The sequence below is a fragment of the Kitasatospora sp. NBC_01560 genome, assembly GCF_045208415.1.
Taxonomy (GTDB): domain Bacteria; phylum Actinomycetota; class Actinomycetes; order Streptomycetales; family Streptomycetaceae; genus Kitasatospora.
In genome coordinates this window covers 2,132,032-2,149,389 of record NZ_CP109364.1, presented here as the reverse complement: position 1 = coordinate 2,149,389, position 17,358 = coordinate 2,132,032, and the positions used below count along the sequence as shown (strand labels likewise).

The following is a 17,358-nucleotide window of genomic DNA, read 5'->3' as shown; positions in this document are numbered from 1 at the left end:
CCGGCCCACGCCCCCTAGCCGCACAGCTCCTGGTAGCGGCGGTACGCCACCAGTCCGTCCGGAACGAACTCGTCGCGGGCCAGCCGCTCGTCCAGCTCCTCGGCGGTGAGCCAGGCGTGCCAGGCGACCTCCGACTCCTGCGGCGAGACCGGCCCGTCCCACTCCGCCTCGTACATGTCGCACCACCAGGAGAGCTCGTCCTGGCGGAACAGGAACTTGAACAGGCGCCGCGGTTCGATCCCGCTCACCCCCAGCTCCTCCTCGGCCTCCCGGACGGCGGCGCTCGCGTACGTCTCGCCCGCGCCGACGACACCGCCGACGAACATGTCGTGCGCGCCGGGGGCGAACAGCTTGGTGTCGGTGCGGCGGTGGACGAAGATCCGCCCGGCCGGGTCGCGGACCAGGACGAAGACGCAGCGGTGGGTCAGGCCGTCCCGGTACACCTCCCCGCGCGGGGCCGTCCCGATCACCCGGTCGTGCTCGTCGACGACGTCCAGCAGCTCTTCGGCGGGGTTCGTGGTCATGACGGACAGGTTAGGGTTTCCGGGCCCGGGCCGAACGGTTCCGGCACGGGGACCGGCACGATCCGGACAGGCTGAGGGCGGCACGCGGTGGTGGAGATCCGGGGCGAGGCGGCCGAGGGCTTCGAGCCGGTGCGGGACGCCTTCGCACGCAACTTCCAGGAGTACGGCGAGCTGGGCGCGGCCTTCGCGCTCTACGTGCACGGCCGCAAGGTGGTCGACCTGTGGGGCGGTGACGCCCGGCCGGAGGTCGGCGGCCGGCCCGCGCCCGCGGTGCCCTGGACGGCCGACACCGCGCAGGTGCTGCGGTCCGTCACCAAGGGGCTGACCGCCACCACCGCGCTGCTGCTGGCCGAGCGCGGCCTGCTCGACCTGGACGCGCCGGTCGCCTCCTACTGGCCGGAGTTCAAGGCGGCCGGAAAGGAGCGTGTCCCGGTGCGCTGGCTGCTCTCGCACCAGGCCGGGGTGCCCGCGCTGGACGTGCCGCTGCGGCTGGAGGACGTGCTGACCTGGGAGCGGGCGGCCGCCGCCGTCGCGGCGCAGGCGCCCGCCTGGGAGCCCGGCACCGCGCACGGCTACCACCCGTACACCTTCGGCTGGCTGGTCGGCGAGGTGGTCCGGCGGGTGAGCGGGCGCACGGTGGGCCAGTACTTCGCCGAGGAGATCGCCCGGCCGCTCGGGCTGGACCTGTGGATCGGGCTGCCGGCCGGCGCCGCGCCCCGGGTCGGCCGGCTGGTCGACCTGCCCGCCCCGGAGGCCGCCCGGACCGGGCCGAGCGGGCTGCGGCTGCGCCCCAAGCAGGCGGTGCGGGACGCCTACCAGGACCCGGCCTCGCTGACCGCCCGGGCCTTCGCCTCGGTGCGGCCCGGGGTGGACCTCAACGACCCGGCGGTGCAGGCCGCCGAGATCCCCGGCGCGGGCGGCATCGGCACGGCCCGGTCGCTGGCCCGGTTCTACGCGGCGCTGGTCGGCGTGGCCGACCGGCACGGCGCCGGGCCGGGCGCCCTGCTGCCGCCGCTGCTCGGGCCGGAGCTGATGGCCCGCGCGGCCGGGCCGGTGGTGAGCGGGCCGGACCGGGTGCTGATCGTGAACTCGACCTTCGGTCTCGGCTTCTTCCGGCACGGCCCGACCGCGCTGATGGCCTCGCCCGCGAGCTTCGGCCACCCGGGCCGGGGCGGCTCGCTCGGCTTCGCCGACCCCGAGCTCGGGCTGGGTTTCGGTTACGTCACCAACGGCATGCAGCCGGGGGTGACGGGCGACATCCGCTCCCGCAACCTGATCCGTGCGGTGCGGAGCTGCCTCGGCCTGTCCTGACGGTCGTCGGGCCGGGCCCGGGCCCCGGGAGCCGGGGCCGGTGCGCCGCCCGGGACCGGCCGGTCAGGCCTGGCCGGTCTCGAAGCGGGTGATCCGCCCGCCGTCGACGCTGAAACGCCAGGCGGTGCGCATCTCGCCCCAGGTCTCGTTGCTGTAGTTGGCGACGAGCGCCCGCCCGTGGTCCGACTCGCTCTGCACGTCCATGTGTCCGCGGCTGCTGAAGATCTCGCGGTCGATCCAGTCGTGCAGGTCGCGGTCCGAGCCGTCGTCCGACATGGTCGCGCCCTCGGACAGCAGCGCGGTGAAGGCCGCCCGGTCGCCCGCGTTGATCGCGGTGACGGCGGCGCGCACGGTGGGGTCGGAGAGCTTGGCGGTGGCGATGGTCATGGACGGCCTCCCGGAGGGTTGGGGTCGGGGTGTCGACCTCCTGTCTATTGGGTCCGCCGGGCGTGTCCGGGAATGTCGGCGGCGCGTCGGATATTTCCGAGATTGATGTGCTTAGATCCCGGTATGGGTGATTTGAGCAATCCGGCGGGCCTGTCCGGTCGGATCTGACGGCCCAGCAGGGCCTGCTCGCCCGTGAGGGGGCCGCGTCGGCGACGGCGCGGCCGCCCGGCGGGCGAGTGCGGGAGAAGCCGCGACCGGTGCCCCGGAGGGCGTCCGGCCGCGGGCCACGGGGAGTGGTTGCGGAGCGGGAGGCCGGCCCGGCCTCCCGCTCCGCGTCTGCGCCCGCCCTGCCGCCGGTCGAGCCCGGCCGGGAGCAGCTTGAGCGGCCTGAGCGGGCTGAGCTGCTTGAGTGACGAGGCGCCGGCCGTCGGACGGTCAGGGGCGGCCCGCCGGGGCGTGGGGCCGCTGGATCTCCTCCGGACGGGCCGTGTGCAGCACGGCCTCCTCGTAGGCGACGGCGCCTGCCGCGACGAGGGCGTTGAGGCTGCTCTCAAGGGTCTGCATGCCGTCACGGTGGCCGGTCGCGATCATGTTGCGGATCTGGCGCGTCTTGCCCTCGCGGATCAGGTTGCGGATCGCCGACGTGCCCACCAGCACCTCGAAGGCGGCCACCCGGCCCCCGCCGAGCCGGGGGACGAGCGTCTGGTTGAGGACGCCGACCAGGGTGCGCGCCAGTTGCAGCCGGACCTGCGGCCCTACGGCTTGTCGGACAAGCCCTGTCGGACAAGCCCTAGAAGAAGCCGAGCGCGTCGGGCGAGTAGCTCACCAGCAGGTTCTTGGTCTGCTGGTAGTGCTCCAGCACCGTCTTGTGGTTCTCCCTGCCGATCCCGGAGTTCTTGTACCCGCCGAACGCCGCGTGTGCCGGGTAGGCGTGGTAGCAGTTGGTCCACACCCGCCCGGCCTGGATCGCCCGCCCGGCCCGGTACGCGGTGCTGCCGTCCCGCGTCCAGACGCCCGCGCCGAGCCCGTACGAGGTGTCGTTGGCCAGCGCGATGCCGTCCTCGAATCCATCGAAGCGGGTGACCGAGAGGACGGGGCCGAAGATCTCCTCCTGGAAGATCCGCATGCTGTTGACGCCCTCGAAGACGGTGGGCGTCACGTAGTAGCCGCCGGCCAGCGGACCGCCGAGGTCGGCGCGTTCGCCGCCGGTGAGCACCTTGGCGCCCTCGGCCTGGCCGACCTCGATGTAGGAGAGGATCTTCTTCAGCTGGTCGTCGCTGGCCTGGGCGCCGACCTGGGTCTCGGTGTCCAGCGGGTTGCCCTGGCGCATCGCCCGGACCCGCTCCAGGCCGTCGGCCAGCAGCCGGTCGTAGACCGCGGTCTGCACCAGCGCCCGGCTCGGACACGTGCAGACCTCGCCCTGGTTGAGGGCGAACATCGCGAAGCCCTCCAGCGCCTTGTCGTAGAAGGCGTCCTGCTCGGCCGCGACGTCGGCGAAGAACAGGTTGGGGCTCTTGCCGCCGAGCTCCAGCGAGACCGGGATCAGGTTGCCGCTGGCGTACTGCGCTATCAGCCGGCCGGTGGTGGTCTCGCCGGTGAAGGCGATCTTGCGGATCCGGCTGCTGGAGGCCAGCGGGCGGCCGGCCTCCAGGCCGAAGCCGTTCACCACGTTGAGCACGCCGGGCGGCAGCAGGTCGGCGGTCAGCTCGACCAGCAGCAGGATCGAGGCCGGGGTCTGCTCGGCGGGCTTGAGCACCACCGCGTTGCCGGCCGCCAGGGCCGGGGCGAGCTTCCATACCGCCATCAGGATCGGGAAGTTCCACGGGATGATCTGGCCGACCACGCCCAGCGGCTCGTGGAAGTGGTACGCCACGGTGTCCTCGTCCAGCTGGGAGAGGCCGCCCTCCTGGGCGCGCAGCGCGCCGGCGAAGTAGCGCAGGTGGTCGACGGCGAGCGGGAGGTCGGCGGCCAGCGTCTCGCGCACCGGCTTGCCGTTCTCCCAGCTCTCGGCGACGGCCAGCTCCTCCAGGTGCGCCTCGATCCGGTCGGCCATCCGCAGCAGGACGTGGGCGCGTTCGGCGGGCGGGGTGCGGCCCCAGGCCGGCGCGGCGGCGTGGGCGGCGTCGAGTGCGGCCTCGATGTCCTCGGCGGTGCCGCGGGCCACCTCGGTGAAGACCTCGCCGGTGACCGGGCTGGGGTTCTCGAAGTACTCGCCGCGGACCGGCGGCGTCCACGCCCCGCCGATCCAGTGCTCGTACCGGGGGCGGTAGGTGACGATGGATCCGGGCCGGCCGGGGGGCTGGTAGACCGTCATGGCTGGTGCCTCCTCGCGTTGTCGGGGCACCGCCGCGGCCGCGCGGGCCGGGCGGCGCGCCGGACCGCGGGCCGGGTGGCCCCGACGGCCCGGCGGAGGGGTCGGACACGCCCGGCCAATCTAGCCGCGGACACCGCCGCACGGCTACGGTCCGTACCGCCTCCGTGGACGGAGGGTGGGCATTCCGGCCGTACTCCGGCAGTCCCGGCCGTTCGCCCGCGGGCCCCGGCCGCCTTTCGCCGCGGCCCGGGCGGTCGGCGGCCCGGGCCGCGGCGGGCCGGAGCGCGGCCGACGGCTCAGGCGGCCAGGTAACGGCCGGTCCGGGCCTCCCAGTCGAGGTAGCCGGCCAGCCAGGTGACCAGGCCGTCGGCGTAGCGCTGGGCGATGCTCCGCTCGACCCGGGACAGGCCGAGTTCGCGGTGGACGTCGGGGAGCTGCTCGTACAGCTCGCGGCAGCGCTCGACCATCAGCTGGGCCTCGGCCATCACCACCGCGCAGGCCTCCTCGGCCGAGCAGTGCCGCTCCCGCTGCACGATCAGCACCAGGTTGTTGACGTCGCCGCGCGGCGCCTCCAGCGGGAAGGAGCGGACGTCGTTGCTGAGCGAGGGGATGTCGGCGGCGAGCTGGCGGATCTGGCGCAGGACCGGGTGGTGCAGGACGGCGGCGGGGACCTCGAAGTGGCCGAGGCGCTCGACCATGTCGAAGATGGTCTCCATGGCGGCCGTGCCGCGCCGGAGCGCCAGGTAGCCGTCACGGTCCGGCGGGCGCTCGGAGATCCGGCCGGCCGCCTCGGCGGGGTGACTGGCCAGGTACCACTCCCAGTTGTACGCGGCGCGCGCCTGCCAGCGCGCGGGCATGCCGTGCGCGCTGCGGTTCCAGAGGTCCGCGAAGGCGGTCTCGACGGCGGAGGAGCGGTCCGGCCGGGCGGCGCCGTGCAGGATGGCGATCAGCCGCTCGCAGATCGGGGCCACCTCGGCGGGGCGGCGTCCGAGCGGCCCGTCGAACTGGTCGTCGAAGAGGAAGTAGAACCCCATCAGGTCGGCGGCCAGGGTGAGTTCGTCCTGGCCGGCATCGGGGTAGCCGAGGGCGGCGAGGGCGACGACGTCCCAGTGGGCGTACGACGGGTGGGTGGGGTCGGGGAGCAGCGGATGCCTGGTCAGCCAGGCGCGGTGGAGCTCGGCGGCGTACGGCCCGTGCGGGCTGCGGCGGTGCGGGAACGGAATCTGAAGTGAGGTGTCGTCAGACATCGGACTCCCGGTGCGGCGAAGGGTGGGGGCTGCTTGTACTACTGGTAAGCAATGTGGGGGAGTTGGAGCGAAATGGCTCGACGCGGGCGAAACGGCATGGCAAGATCAACTCGTTTCGGGGGCCGTAGAGTATCCGATGCAATGATCGGACGTTAGGGATATAGGGCAATTGCCCTTGGCAACCCGTCCGAACCCTCGATCTCCGCCCCAGCCTGGGCGAATGCCGAACAGCGCGCCCCCGACGGCGCTAATCTCGGCTCCACGAGCAGGGAACGGCGAGGCGGAGGCACGACGGTGACCGACCAGGGACACGAACTTCGGGCGGGGGAGGGCACCGGCGGGCGGGAACCGGAAGCCGTGCCGGTCCGGGTCAGGCTGCGCGACCGGGACGCCGAAGTCCGCTCCGCCGAAGCCGCGGTGGACAAACTCTGCCGCGAGTTCGCGGCCGGCGGCACCGAGATCGGCGAACTGCTCACCTTCTCCGGCCGCCCCGGCATCGGCAAGACCAGCCTGCTGCACGAAGTCCGCCGGCTCGCCAAGCTCCGCGACGGCGCCACCGTGCTGTTCGCCCGCGGCGGCGAACGCCAGTCCAACGAGCCGTACCACGTCCTGCGCCAGCTGCTCCAGCCCGTCCTCGGCAGCCTCGGACCGGCCGAGTTCCGGCAGGTCATGGGGACATGGGAGGAGGTGGTCGGCCCGGCCATGGGCCTCAAGCAGCCGAAGGCCGGGGCCCGCCGCCTCGACCCGCAGGGCGTGCGCGACGGCCTCGACTACGTGCTCACCCAGCTCGCCCCGCGCCGGGCGCCGCTGGTGATGATCGTCGACGACCTGCACTGGTCCGACCTCGAATCACTGGCCTGGCTCGCTCAGTTCGCCGTCCGCGCCCGCGAACTGCCCGTCCTGCTGGTCTTCGCCTACCGGGACGACCTCGTCGACTGGCAGCCCGAGGCGCAGGAGCACCAGAGCGCCGTCACCTCGCTCGCCACCCGCCGGCACGAGCTGAGCCGGCTCACCCTCGTCTCCGTCACCGACATGATCCGCACCGAGTTCGGCGACAAGGCCGAGGACGCGTTCTGCTACGAGTTCTGGAACGTCGTCAACGGCAACCCCTTCGAGGCCGTCGCCCTGCTGGACCAGGTCCGCGACCAGGAGCTCGACCCCGTCGAGGAGAACTCCCAGCAGCTGCGCGAACTCGCCGTCGACGCCACCGGGACGACCCTCACCGGCTGGCTGGAACGCCTCGGCGCCAGCACCCTGCGGTTCGCCTGGGCCTGCGCGATGCTCGGCACCGACATCCGGTCCGAGCTCGCCGCCCGGATCTCCACCCAGACCCCCGAGGGCGCCCGCGAGTCCATCAAGCAGCTGCGCAAGCAACGCGTCCTCACCCAGACGCCCAACGGGAACCTGGAGTTCGTCCACCCGCTGATCGGCAGCTCGATCTACAACACCATGAAGGAGTCCACCCGGACCGGCATGCACGGCGTGGCCGCCGCCGAGATCGAGAACGCCGGGCTCGGCCTGCTCGCCGCCTCCCGCCACCTGGTCGAGACCTTCCCCGGCGAGGGCGACGACCGCACCGTCCGCAAACTGCGCCGGGCCGCCCAGGAACACCTGCTGATCGGCGCCCCCGAGGCCGCCCAGCGCTGCCTGCACCGCGCCCTGGCCGAGCCGCCGGACGACGACATCCGCGCCGAGGTGCTCTACGAACTCGGCTGCTCCGCCCTGCTCACCGACCCGCACGCCACCGTCAACCAGCTGAAGCTCGCCCTCGACCCCGAGGAGGGGCCGCTGCGCCCCTCGCTCCGGGTCGACGCCACGTTCCGGCTCTCCGAGGTGCTCGCCCACAGCGGCCAGCTCGGCGAGGCGGCGCGGGTCTGCCAGGACGAGGCGGCGCAGACCGTCGGCGACCCGTCCGGCCGGCTCCGGCTGGAGGCGGCCTCGTTCATGTGGCACGCCTACCGCAAGTCCGAGGAGGACGGGCCGGGCCGCTCGGAGCGGCTGGGCGAGCTCTGCCGCAGCCTCACCGGCCGGGAGGCCGCCGACCGGGCCGTGCTGGCGATGCGCGCCTGGGACCTCACCCTGCGCGGTGACCCCTCCACGGAGGCGCTGCGGCACGCGGACGAAGTCCTCGACCAGGGCCGGCTGCCCAAGGGCCTCGGCTGGACCGACAGCACCTGGGGCTTCGAACTGCCCGCCACGCTCGGCCTCGCCTACACCTACAACGACCGGATCGCCCAGGCCGAGCGGCTCTTCGGGGACGCCATCGTCCAGTTCGAGATCGCCGGCTGGAGCGGGGCCCACCGCGGCTTCGCGTACTTCCTGATGGGCCTGGCGCGGTTCCGCCGCGGGCTGCTCGCCGAGGCCGAGGACTTCCTGCGCCGCGCGCTGCGGCTCTCCGAGCGGATCGGCCCCAAGCTGCCGCTCGCCTGGGACGCCGTCGGCGTCCTGGTGGACACCCTGATCGCCCGCGGCCGCAACCAGGAGGCGTGGGAGCTCGCGACCGGCTTCGGCTTCGGCCCGCCGTACCACGCCACCGCGATGGTGCTGCCGGACGCCGCCTCGCTGTACGGCAAGCTGCTGCTCGCCAAGGGCCGCAAGGCCGGCGCCGCCGCCGCGCTCACCGAGGCGGGCGCGCAGCTGGACACCCGCGGCTGGCACAACACGGTCTGGGCGCCGTGGGCCGGTCACCTGGGCGTCGCCCTCGCCGAGGACGAGCCGGAGCGCGCCCGCGGGTACGCCCAGCGCTCGGTGCTGGACGCCCGCCGGTTCGGCACCGCCTCGGCGATCGGCACCGCGCTGCGGCTGCAGGCCGAGATCGAGGACGGCCAGCAGGCCGTCGAGCTGCTGGAGGAGGCCGTCCGGTACCTCGGCCAGTCGCCGGCCGGTTACGAGCACGCCTTCGCGCTGGTGGACCTGGGCGCCGCGCTGCGCCGGGTCGGCCGGCTGGAGGACGCCCAGGAGTTCCTGTACCAGGGCATCGAGCTGGCCCAGCACTGCGCCGCCGACGGCCTGGTCGAGCGGGCCCGCCGCGAGCTGGCCAACTACGGCCTGCGGCCCAACCGGCTGGGCGACGTCCGCGAGATGCTCAGCCAGCCCGAGTGGGACGTCGCCCGGCTGGCCGTCCGGGGCGTGCCGCCGCAGCGGATCGCCGAGGAGCTGGGTGTCCACCTCAGTCTGGTGAACCGCCGGCTGGCGGCGGTCTACCGCAAGGCGGGCAGCGGCCCGGACGGGCTGGCGTCGGCGCTCGGCCTGCCGCCCGAGCAGCGCGGCGCCGCGGAGGAGTGACGGTGCCGGGGAGGAGTGACGGTGACGCGGGGCGGGGTGGTGACGGTGCCCGGCCCGCCCGTCGCCGCCCGGCCCGCTCCGGCGCCGCGCCCCGACCCCGACCGGCCCGGCCGTGCGCCCTGCGCCGGGCGGGCTGCCCGACGCCGCGTGCTGATACGGCACGAATTGTCGGGAAACCCCTAGGCTTTCACCCACCGGGGCCGCCGCCGCTGGCCCCGGACGGATCCGGTACCAGGGGCCGCGGTGTGCGCCGCGGCCGCCAGTGAGGAGCAGGTCATGGCGACGCCCCCGGCGAACGGGTCGCAGGCGACCACCGTGCGGCGCGAGCCCCTCGAACCTTCGGGCGTGGGCGCCGCGATCGAGCGCTGGACGCTGCAGGCCGGCCCGTACGAGGCGAGCGTGCTCAACCTCGGCGCCACCCTGCACACGCTCTCCGCGCCCGACCGCGCCGGCCGGCCCGCGCAGCTGCTGCTCGCCGCCGACCGGCTCGCCGAGCTCCTCGGCCCGGCCCGGCACTACGGCGCCGTGGTCGGCCGGTACGCCAACCGGATCGATGCCAGCAAGGTCACCATCGACGGCGAGGAGCACCCGCTCGCCCCGACCGGCGGCGGGGTCACCCTGCACGGCGGCCCGGACGGCTTCGCGCACCGGATGTGGGAGACCGAGGCGCTGCCCGACGGCGTCCGGCTGCACCTGCACAGCCCGGACGGCGATCAGGGGTTCCCGGGCGCGCTCGACGTCACCGTCGAGTACACCCTGAGCGCGGGCGGGGAGCTGGCCATCGCCTACCGCGCCGTGACCAGCCGCCCGACCGTCCTGAACCTCACCAACCACGCGTACTTCAACCTCGGCGGCGAGGGCAGCGGGGACGTCCTCGGCCACCTGCTCACCCTGGAGGCCGATGCCTTCACCCCGGCGGACGGCCGGCAGATCCCGTACGGGCGGACCGAGCCGGTGGCCGGCACACCGTTCGACTTCACCGCGGCCCGGCCGATCGGCAAGTCGGTGCACGACGAGCACCCGCAGCTGGCCGGGCCCGGCGGGTACGACCACAACTGGGTGCTCCGCCCGCGGCCGGCCGACGGCACCCCGGCCCGGGCGGCGCTCCTGGAGGACCCGGCGAGCGGCCGCACGCTGGAGGTGCTGACTACCGAGCCTGGCGTGCAGGTCTACACCGCCAACAAGTTCCAGGGGGCGGTGACGGGTGCGAGCGGCGTCGCGTACGGCCCGTTCGCGGGGATCGCCCTGGAGACCCAGCACTTCCCGGACGCCCCGCACCACCCGGACTTCCCCAGCACCGTGCTGCGGCCGGGCGAGGAGTTCCGCTCGACGACGGTGCTGCGGCTCGGGGTGGGCTGACCGGACGCGGCAGCCCGCGGCAGTCCGCGGCAGGACGAGCACAGGGCGAGCACAGGAGGACGGAGCAGGAGGACGGAGTGAGCCCGGGCCGACGGTCCGGGCTCTTTTCGTGGGCCCGGCTGCAAGGAGCTTTCTGCAACGCGGCGTACTAATCTGCCCGTCCGTCACCGGGGTGAAACGGACAAACAAGGGCGAACCCCTGCCCGTGGCGGCGGCTGTCAACTACCGCACGGCCACGCCCAGGACACGCGGGCGTAACGATCCCCATTTCTTGCAGAAACTTGCTGCAAGGACTTTCCGTGGCGATTGCGCCGCTGTTAACTTCCTTCCGAGCCCGACGGCAGCAACGGTGCGGTCGGCACGAGGCAGCCATTATGCGCCTGTCTCCCAACATCTCGGGCACCCCCACCCTCCCAAGGAGTTCTCATGCGGCGTGGCATCGCGGCCTCTGCCCTCGTTGTGGCCCTCGCGGTCTCGATGGCTGCCTGTGGCAGCAGCGGCTCCAGCTCGGACGGCAAGGCCGACGGGCCGGTCACCCTCACCTACTGGGACACCTCGAACGCCACCAACGAGGCGCCGAACTACGAGGCGCTCGTCAAGAAGTTCCAGGCCGCCAACCCGAACATCACCGTCGACTTCGTCAACGTGCCGTTCGACCAGGCGCAGAACAAGCTCCAGACCGCCATGGGGGCCAAGGGCGCTCCGGACGTGTTCCGCTCCGAGGTCGGCTGGACGGCCGCCTTCGCCAAGGCCGGCTTCCTGGAGCCGCTGGACGGCACCCCGGCCACCACCGAGTCCGGCTCCTTCCAGCCCAGCCTGGTCCAGCAGGCCAAGTACGAGGGCAAGACCTACGGCGTCCCGCTGGTCACCGACACCCTGGGCCTGCTCTACAACAAGGAGCTCTTCGCCAAGGCCGGCATCACCACCGCCCCGACCACCTGGGACGAGCTGAAGACCGCCGCGGCCGCCGTCAAGGAGAAGGCCGGCGTCGACGGCTTCTGGCTGAAGGCCGCGGACGGCTACTACGCGATGCCGTTCCTGTTCGGCGAGGGCACCGACACCGTCGACGCCGCCGGCAAGAAGATCACCGTCAGCTCGCCCGAGGCCGTCAAGGGCATCGAGACCTACAAGACGATGTTCACCTCGCCCGGCACCGCCAAGGCCGACGTCACCACCGACGCCTACGCGCACATGATGGACGCCTTCAACAGCGGCAAGGTCGCGGCGATCATCCAGGGCCCGTGGGAGATCACCAACATCTACAAGGGCACCGCGTTCGCCGACAAGACCAACCTCGGCATCGCCCCCGTCCCGGCCGGCTCGGCCGGCAAGGCCGGCGCCCCCACCGGCGGCCACAACATCTCCGTCTACGCCGGTGCGGACAAGGCCCACAAGGCCGCCGCCGAGAAGTTCGCCGCGTTCATGACCTCCGCCGAGAGCCAGGCGTTCATCGCGCAGAAGAACTCCACCCTGCCGACCCGCGCCGACGCCTTCACCCCCGAGGTCAAGGCCGACCCCGGCATCGCCGGCTTCCAGGCGGTCCTGAGCAGCGCCCGCCCGCGCCCCGAACTGCCCGAGTACAGCTCGCTGTTCGCCTCGCTCGGCACCAACCTCGGCAAGGTCGTCCAGGGCACGAGCACCCAGGACGGCCTGGGCACCGTCGCCACCGACTACGCCAAGCTCCTCCCGGGCTTCGCCAAGTAGTCCCCCGAGCCGCCCGGCCCGCCGTCACCTCTCCCGGCGGGCCGGGCGGCCAGACCCGTAGCAGCAGTCGCCGTAGCGAGGCGGCGGACCTCCCCCCGAGAAGGTGTCGAACAATGTCAGTCGCCGTGCAGGGCGCCACCGGCCAGGGCAGCCGGGAGCGCGATCCGCGTCCGGGCCTGATGGAGCGCCTCAAGCGCTCGTACGCCAAGCACTGGTACGCCTACGCGATGATCGCGCCGGTCGTGCTGGTGCTCGGCGTGCTGGTGCTCTACCCGCTCGCCGAGGGCCTCTGGCTCACCCTCACCGACGCCAACAGCCTCAACGCCGCCCGCAAGATCGGCGTCAACGAGATCCCGGCCAGCTACCACTTCGTCGGGTTCGACAACTACGCCGACATCCTCTGGGGCCCGGGGTCCTACGACCGCTTCTGGTCGCACTTCGTCTGGACCATCACCTGGACGGCGCTCTGCGTCTTCCTGCACTACACCATCGGCCTGGGCCTGGCCCTGCTGCTCAACCAGAAGCTGCGCGGCCGCGCCGTCTACCGGATGCTGCTCATCCTGCCCTGGGCCGTGCCGACCTTCGTCACCGTCTTCTCCTGGCGCCTGATGCTCGCCGACGGCGGCGCCGTCAACGGCATCCTGTCCGCCCTGCACCTGCCCGAACCCGGCTGGCTGGACGACCCGCTGGCGCAGAAGGCCGCCGCCGTCCTGGTCAACACCTGGGTCGGCGTGCCGTTCATGATGATCTCGCTGCTCGGCGGCCTGCAGTCGATCCCGGCCGAGCTGTACGAGGCCGCCGAGATGGACGGCGCCACCGCCTGGCAGCGGTTCCGGCACGTGACCCTGCCCGGGCTGCGCACCGTCTCCTCCACCGTGGTGCTGCTCGGCGTGATCTGGACGTTCAACCAGTTCGCCGTCATCTTCCTGCTGTTCGGCGCCAACGGCGCGCCCGACGCGCAGCTGCTGGTCACCTGGGCCTACCGTCTCGGCTTCGGCCAGCAGCCCCGGGACTACGCGCAGTCCGCCGCCTACGGCGTGATCCTGCTGTCCATCCTGATCGTCTTCACCGCCTTCTACCGGCGCTGGCTCGCCCGCAACGAGCAGGCCAACGGCTGACGCCCCGCAACCCCAGCGACCACGAAGGCAGGAGACCCCGATGAGCACCACCACCGACCGACCCACCGCGCTCGCCGCGCGCCCCGCGGCACCGGCCGCGAAGCCGGCCCGCGCCCGCCGCCGCGGCCAGGCCTCCCCGGCGGCCAGGGCGCTGTCCCACGCCGCGCTGATCCTGGCCAGCCTGATCGCGCTCTTCCCCGTGGTCTGGATCCTCTACGTCTCGCTCGGCCCGGACAAGACGGACTACCTCCACCCCGGCGCCATCTTCGACAAGATGACGCTGTCGAACTACCACAAGGTGCTGTTCGACACCGACTTCTTCAGCTGGTTCGGCAACGCCTTCCTGGTCTCCGGGATCACCACGGTGTTCGGCGTGATGATCGCCGCCTCCACCGGCTACGCCGTCTCCCGGATGCGCTTCCCCGGCCACCGGCCGCTGATGTGGTCGCTGCTGGTCACCCAGATGTTCCCGATCGCGGTGCTGATCGTGCCGATGTACACGATCCTCTCCGAGCTCGACCTGCTGGACAGCTACCTCGGCCTGATCCTGGTCTACTCGACCACCACCGTCCCGTACTGCGCCTGGCTGCTCAAGGGCTACTTCGACACCATCCCGGTGGAGATCGACGAGGCCGGCCGGGTCGACGGGCTCACCCCGCTCGGCACCTTCTGGCGGCTGGTGCTGCCGCTCGCCCGTCCGGGCCTGGCGGTGGCCGCGTTCTACTCGTTCCTCACCGCCTGGGCCGAGGTGGCCTTCGCCTCCACCTTCATGCTCAGCTCCGACAAGTACACCCTCGCCGTCGGTCTGCAGACCTTCGTCAGCGAGCACGACGCCCAGTGGAACCTGATGGCCGCGACCGCCGTGCTGATCGCGATCCCGTCCTCGGTCCTCTTCTACCTGGTGCAGCGTCACCTGGTGACCGGCCTGACCGCCGGCGCCTCGAAGTCCTGACCGCCGGCCCGACCGCCGGCCCGACCGCTGTTCCGCTCACCGCCTAGTCCCCAAGGGATACCGTCCATGACCCAGAACCTGGCCGACACCTCCCGGCCCGCCGCCGACGCCACCGCTCACGAGGCCGGCGCCGGCGCGTCCAGAGACTGGTGGCGGGACGCGGTCATCTACCAGGTGTACCCGCGCAGCTTCGCCGACTCCAACGGCGACGGCATGGGCGACCTGCCCGGCATCCGCAGCCGGCTGCCCTACCTGCGCGACCTCGGCGTGGACGCGGTCTGGCTCTCGCCCTTCTACGCCTCGCCGCAGGCCGACGCCGGGTACGACGTCGCCGACTACCGCGCGGTGGACCCGATGTTCGGCACCCTGCTGGACGCCGACGGCCTGATCCGGGACGCCCACGGCCTCGGCCTGCGGATCATCGTGGACCTCGTCCCCAACCACTCCTCGGACCAGCACGAGTGGTTCCAGCGTGCCCTGCGCGAGGGTCCTGCGTCCCCGCTGCGCGAGCGCTACCACTTCCGTCCCGGCAAGGGCGAGAACGGCGAACTGCCGCCCAACGACTGGGAGTCCATCTTCGGCGGCCCGGCCTGGACCCGCACCGAGGACCCGGACGGCACCCCCGGCGACTGGTACCTGCACCTGTTCGCCCCCGAGCAGCCCGACTTCAACTGGGACAGCCCGGCCGTCGCCGACGAGTTCCGCTCGATCCTGCGGTTCTGGCTGGACATGGGCGTCGACGGCTTCCGGATCGACGTCGCCCACGGCCTGGTCAAGGCCCCCGGCCTGCCCGACCTCGGCGGCGGCGACCAGCTCAAGCTGCTCGGCAACGACGTCATGCCGTTCTTCGACCAGGACGGCGTCCACGAGATCTACCGCAGCTGGCGGCGGATCCTGGACGAGTACCCGGGCCGGCGGATCGGCGTCGCCGAGGCGTGGACCCCGACCGTGCAGCGCACCGCCAACTACGTCCGCCCCGACGAGCTGCACCAGGCCTTCAACTTCCAGTACCTGGGCACCTCCTGGGACGCCGCCGAGCTGCGCGGGGTGATCGACCTCTCGCTCGACTCGATGCGCCCGGTGGAGGCCCCCACCACCTGGGTGCTCTCCAACCACGACGTCACCCGGCACGCCACCCGGTTCGCCAACCCGCCCGGCCTCGGCACCCAGATCCGCACCGCCGGCGACCGCGCGCTCGGCCTGCGCCGCGCCCGCGCCGCCACCCTGCTGATGCTCGCGCTGCCCGGCTCCGCCTACCTCTACCAGGGCGAGGAGCTCGGCCTGCCGGACGTCACCGACCTGCCCGACGAGGTCCGCCAGGACCCGTCGTTCTTCCGCAAGGCCGGCCAGGACGGCTACCGCGACGGCTGCCGGGTGCCGATCCCGTGGTCCGGCAGCGAGGCCCCGTACGGCTTCGGCCCGGCCGCCGGCGGCCCGAGCTGGCTGCCGCAGCCCGCCGAGTGGGCCCGGCTGAGCGTCGAGGCGCAGACCGGCGACCCGACCTCCACCCTGGAGCTGTACCGCAGCGCGCTGGCCGTCCGCCGGGCACAGCCGGACCTCGGCGCCGGCGAGGCCGTCGAGTGGCTGGACGGCCCCGAGGGCACCCTGCTGTTCCGCCGCGGCTCCTTCGTCTGCACCGTGAACACCACGGCCGAGCCGGTCCGGATACCCGCGCCCGGCCGCCTGCTGCTCTCCTCGGCGGACGCCGTGGTGGACGGCGGCGAGACCGTGCTCGCTCCGGACAGCACCGACTGGTGGGCGGTCTGACGTGGTTGCAATAGGCTCTGGGACCGTGACTACGGCGCGACTCTCAGACATCGCGGCTCAGGCGGGGGTCAGCGAAGCCACCGTCTCCCGCGTACTCAACGGCAAGGCGAACGTTTCCGCCGCCACCCGGCAGACCGTGCTGGCGGCGCTGGACGTGCTCGGCTACGAGCGTCCGACCCGGCTGCGCCAGCGCAGCGCGGGTCTGATCGGGCTGATCACCCCGGAGCTGAGCAACCCGATCTTCCCCGCGCTGGCCCAGGTGATCGAGCAGGTGCTGAGCCGGCACGGCTTCACGCCGGTGCTCTGCACGCAGACGCCCGGCGGCTCCACCGAGGACGAACTGGTGGAGATGCTGGTGGACCGGGGGGTGGCGGGCATCGTGTTCGTCTCCGGGCTGCACGCCGACACCACCGCCGACCACGACCGGTACGCCCGGCTGACCGGCCGGCAGGTGCCGTTCGTGCTGATCAACGGCTTCAGCGGGAAGATCGACGCGCCGTTCATCTCGCCGGACGACCGGTCCGCGATGTGGATGGCCGTCCAGCACCTGGCCGAACTCGGCCACGAGCGGATCGGCCTGGCCGTCGGGCAGCGCCGGTACGTGCCGGTGCTGCGGAAGATCGAGGGCTTCACCGCGGCCATGCACGAGGTGCTGGGCCGGAGCGAGGAGGAGGCCCAGGAGCTCGTCCACCACACGCTGTTCAGCGTGGAGGGCGGGCACGCGGCGGCCGGGGCGCTGCTCGACAAGGGCTGCACGGCGATCGTCTGCGGCAGCGACATGATGGCACTCGGCGCGATACGTGCGGTCCGTCAGCGCGGCCTGAGCGTCCCGCAGGACGTCTCGGTGGTCGGCTTCGACGACTCGCCGTTGATAGCGTTCACCGAGCCGCCGCTGACCACGATCCGTCAGCCGGTGGAGGCGATGGCCACCGCGGCCGTCGATGCGCTGCTGGAGGAGGTCGGCGGGAACGCCGCCCAGCGCGGCGAGTTCATGTTCCAGCCGGAGCTGGTGATGCGCGGTTCCACGGGCGCCTGCGCCCGCTGACCGGGTACGACCGGGGCCCGGGGAGTGTTCCGCTCCCCGGGCCCCTTTCGCGTGCCCGCTCAGCCCTCCTGGACGGCCGGGCGCTCCTGTGCCGCCCGCTGCCCGTCGCCGGCGTCGCCGGTCCGGGCCCCGGTGCGCCGGCCGCGGGCCAGGTAGTCGCGCAGGACCAGCTCGACGGCGTCCTGCGGGTTCTTGGTACCGGAGAGCATCATCACGTCGATGGCGAGATTGGCGTCGAGCGTGACGGTGACCTGGGCCATGGGGACTCCTTCTCGGGTGCGAAGCAGCAGGATGCCCCGCCGGCGCCGGTTTGACCACGGCCGGGCCCGGCGCGGCGGGCGGGCA

Annotated in this window: 14 protein-coding genes; 8 read left to right on the top strand and 6 right to left on the bottom strand. The window is 73.0% G+C overall.

The features are described 5' to 3' along the window. Nucleotides 1-14: 14 nt before the first annotated feature. A complete protein-coding gene (locus OH807_RS08855) occupies nt 15-524 on the bottom strand; it encodes an NUDIX hydrolase (RefSeq protein ID WP_406196030.1) in 510 nt (169 codons plus the stop codon). Between the two features lie 87 nt (nt 525-611). On the opposite strand from OH807_RS08855, the gene OH807_RS08850 reads away from it, so the two are divergent. Continuing rightward, complete coding sequence (locus OH807_RS08850) at nt 612-1,835, top strand: serine hydrolase domain-containing protein (RefSeq protein ID WP_406196028.1); 1,224 nt, start codon at nt 612-614, stop codon at nt 1,833-1,835. Nucleotides 1,836-1,898: 63 nt separating this feature from the next. Here the strand turns inward: OH807_RS08850 and OH807_RS08845 are convergent, their stop codons facing one another. From OH807_RS08845 to OH807_RS08830, 4 genes are all read right to left on the bottom strand, one after another. Then, nucleotides 1,899-2,222, bottom strand: a complete 324-nt coding sequence (locus OH807_RS08845; protein ID WP_406196026.1) for a nuclear transport factor 2 family protein — start codon at nt 2,220-2,222, stop codon at nt 1,899-1,901. A gap of 435 nt (nt 2,223-2,657) precedes the next feature. Next, nucleotides 2,658-2,894 carry a hypothetical protein gene (locus OH807_RS08840; RefSeq protein WP_406196024.1) on the bottom strand — a complete coding sequence of 79 codons (237 nt, stop codon included), beginning with the start codon at nt 2,892-2,894 and terminating at the stop codon, nt 2,658-2,660. 118 nt (nt 2,895-3,012) lie between these two features. After that, a complete protein-coding gene (locus tag OH807_RS08835; protein WP_406196022.1) occupies nt 3,013-4,536 on the bottom strand; it encodes an aldehyde dehydrogenase family protein in 1,524 nt (507 codons plus the stop codon). Between the two features lie 296 nt (nt 4,537-4,832). Then, nucleotides 4,833-5,783, bottom strand: coding sequence for a terpene cyclase (locus tag OH807_RS08830; protein ID WP_406196019.1), 951 nt, complete (start codon nt 5,781-5,783; stop codon nt 4,833-4,835). A gap of 294 nt (nt 5,784-6,077) precedes the next feature. Between OH807_RS08830 and OH807_RS08825 the strand changes: the two genes are divergently transcribed. From OH807_RS08825 to OH807_RS08795, 7 genes are all read left to right on the top strand, one after another. Continuing rightward, nucleotides 6,078-9,068, top strand: a complete 2,991-nt coding sequence (locus OH807_RS08825; protein WP_406196017.1) for an ATP-binding protein — start codon at nt 6,078-6,080, stop codon at nt 9,066-9,068. A 276-nt stretch (nt 9,069-9,344) separates the two neighbouring features. After that, entirely contained in the window at nt 9,345-10,427 is a 1,083-nt protein-coding gene (locus OH807_RS08820; protein ID WP_406196015.1) for an aldose epimerase family protein, read from the top strand. A 426-nt stretch (nt 10,428-10,853) separates the two neighbouring features. Next, nucleotides 10,854-12,131, top strand: a complete 1,278-nt coding sequence (locus tag OH807_RS08815; protein ID WP_406196013.1) for an extracellular solute-binding protein — start codon at nt 10,854-10,856, stop codon at nt 12,129-12,131. Between the two features lie 113 nt (nt 12,132-12,244). After that, entirely contained in the window at nt 12,245-13,249 is a 1,005-nt protein-coding gene (locus tag OH807_RS08810) for a carbohydrate ABC transporter permease (protein WP_406196010.1), read from the top strand. A gap of 40 nt (nt 13,250-13,289) precedes the next feature. Then, nucleotides 13,290-14,201 carry a sugar ABC transporter permease gene (locus tag OH807_RS08805; protein ID WP_406196007.1) on the top strand — a complete coding sequence of 304 codons (912 nt, stop codon included), beginning with the start codon at nt 13,290-13,292 and terminating at the stop codon, nt 14,199-14,201. Nucleotides 14,202-14,267: 66 nt separating this feature from the next. Beyond that, nucleotides 14,268-15,968 carry a glycoside hydrolase family 13 protein gene (locus OH807_RS08800; protein ID WP_406196004.1) on the top strand — a complete coding sequence of 567 codons (1,701 nt, stop codon included), beginning with the start codon at nt 14,268-14,270 and terminating at the stop codon, nt 15,966-15,968. Between the two features lie 25 nt (nt 15,969-15,993). After that, a complete protein-coding gene (locus tag OH807_RS08795) occupies nt 15,994-17,013 on the top strand; it encodes a LacI family DNA-binding transcriptional regulator (protein ID WP_406196002.1) in 1,020 nt (339 codons plus the stop codon). A gap of 59 nt (nt 17,014-17,072) precedes the next feature. Here the strand turns inward: OH807_RS08795 and OH807_RS08790 are convergent, their stop codons facing one another. Further along, nucleotides 17,073-17,273, bottom strand: a complete 201-nt coding sequence (locus OH807_RS08790; protein ID WP_406195999.1) for a hypothetical protein — start codon at nt 17,271-17,273, stop codon at nt 17,073-17,075. Nucleotides 17,274-17,358 lie beyond the last annotated feature (85 nt).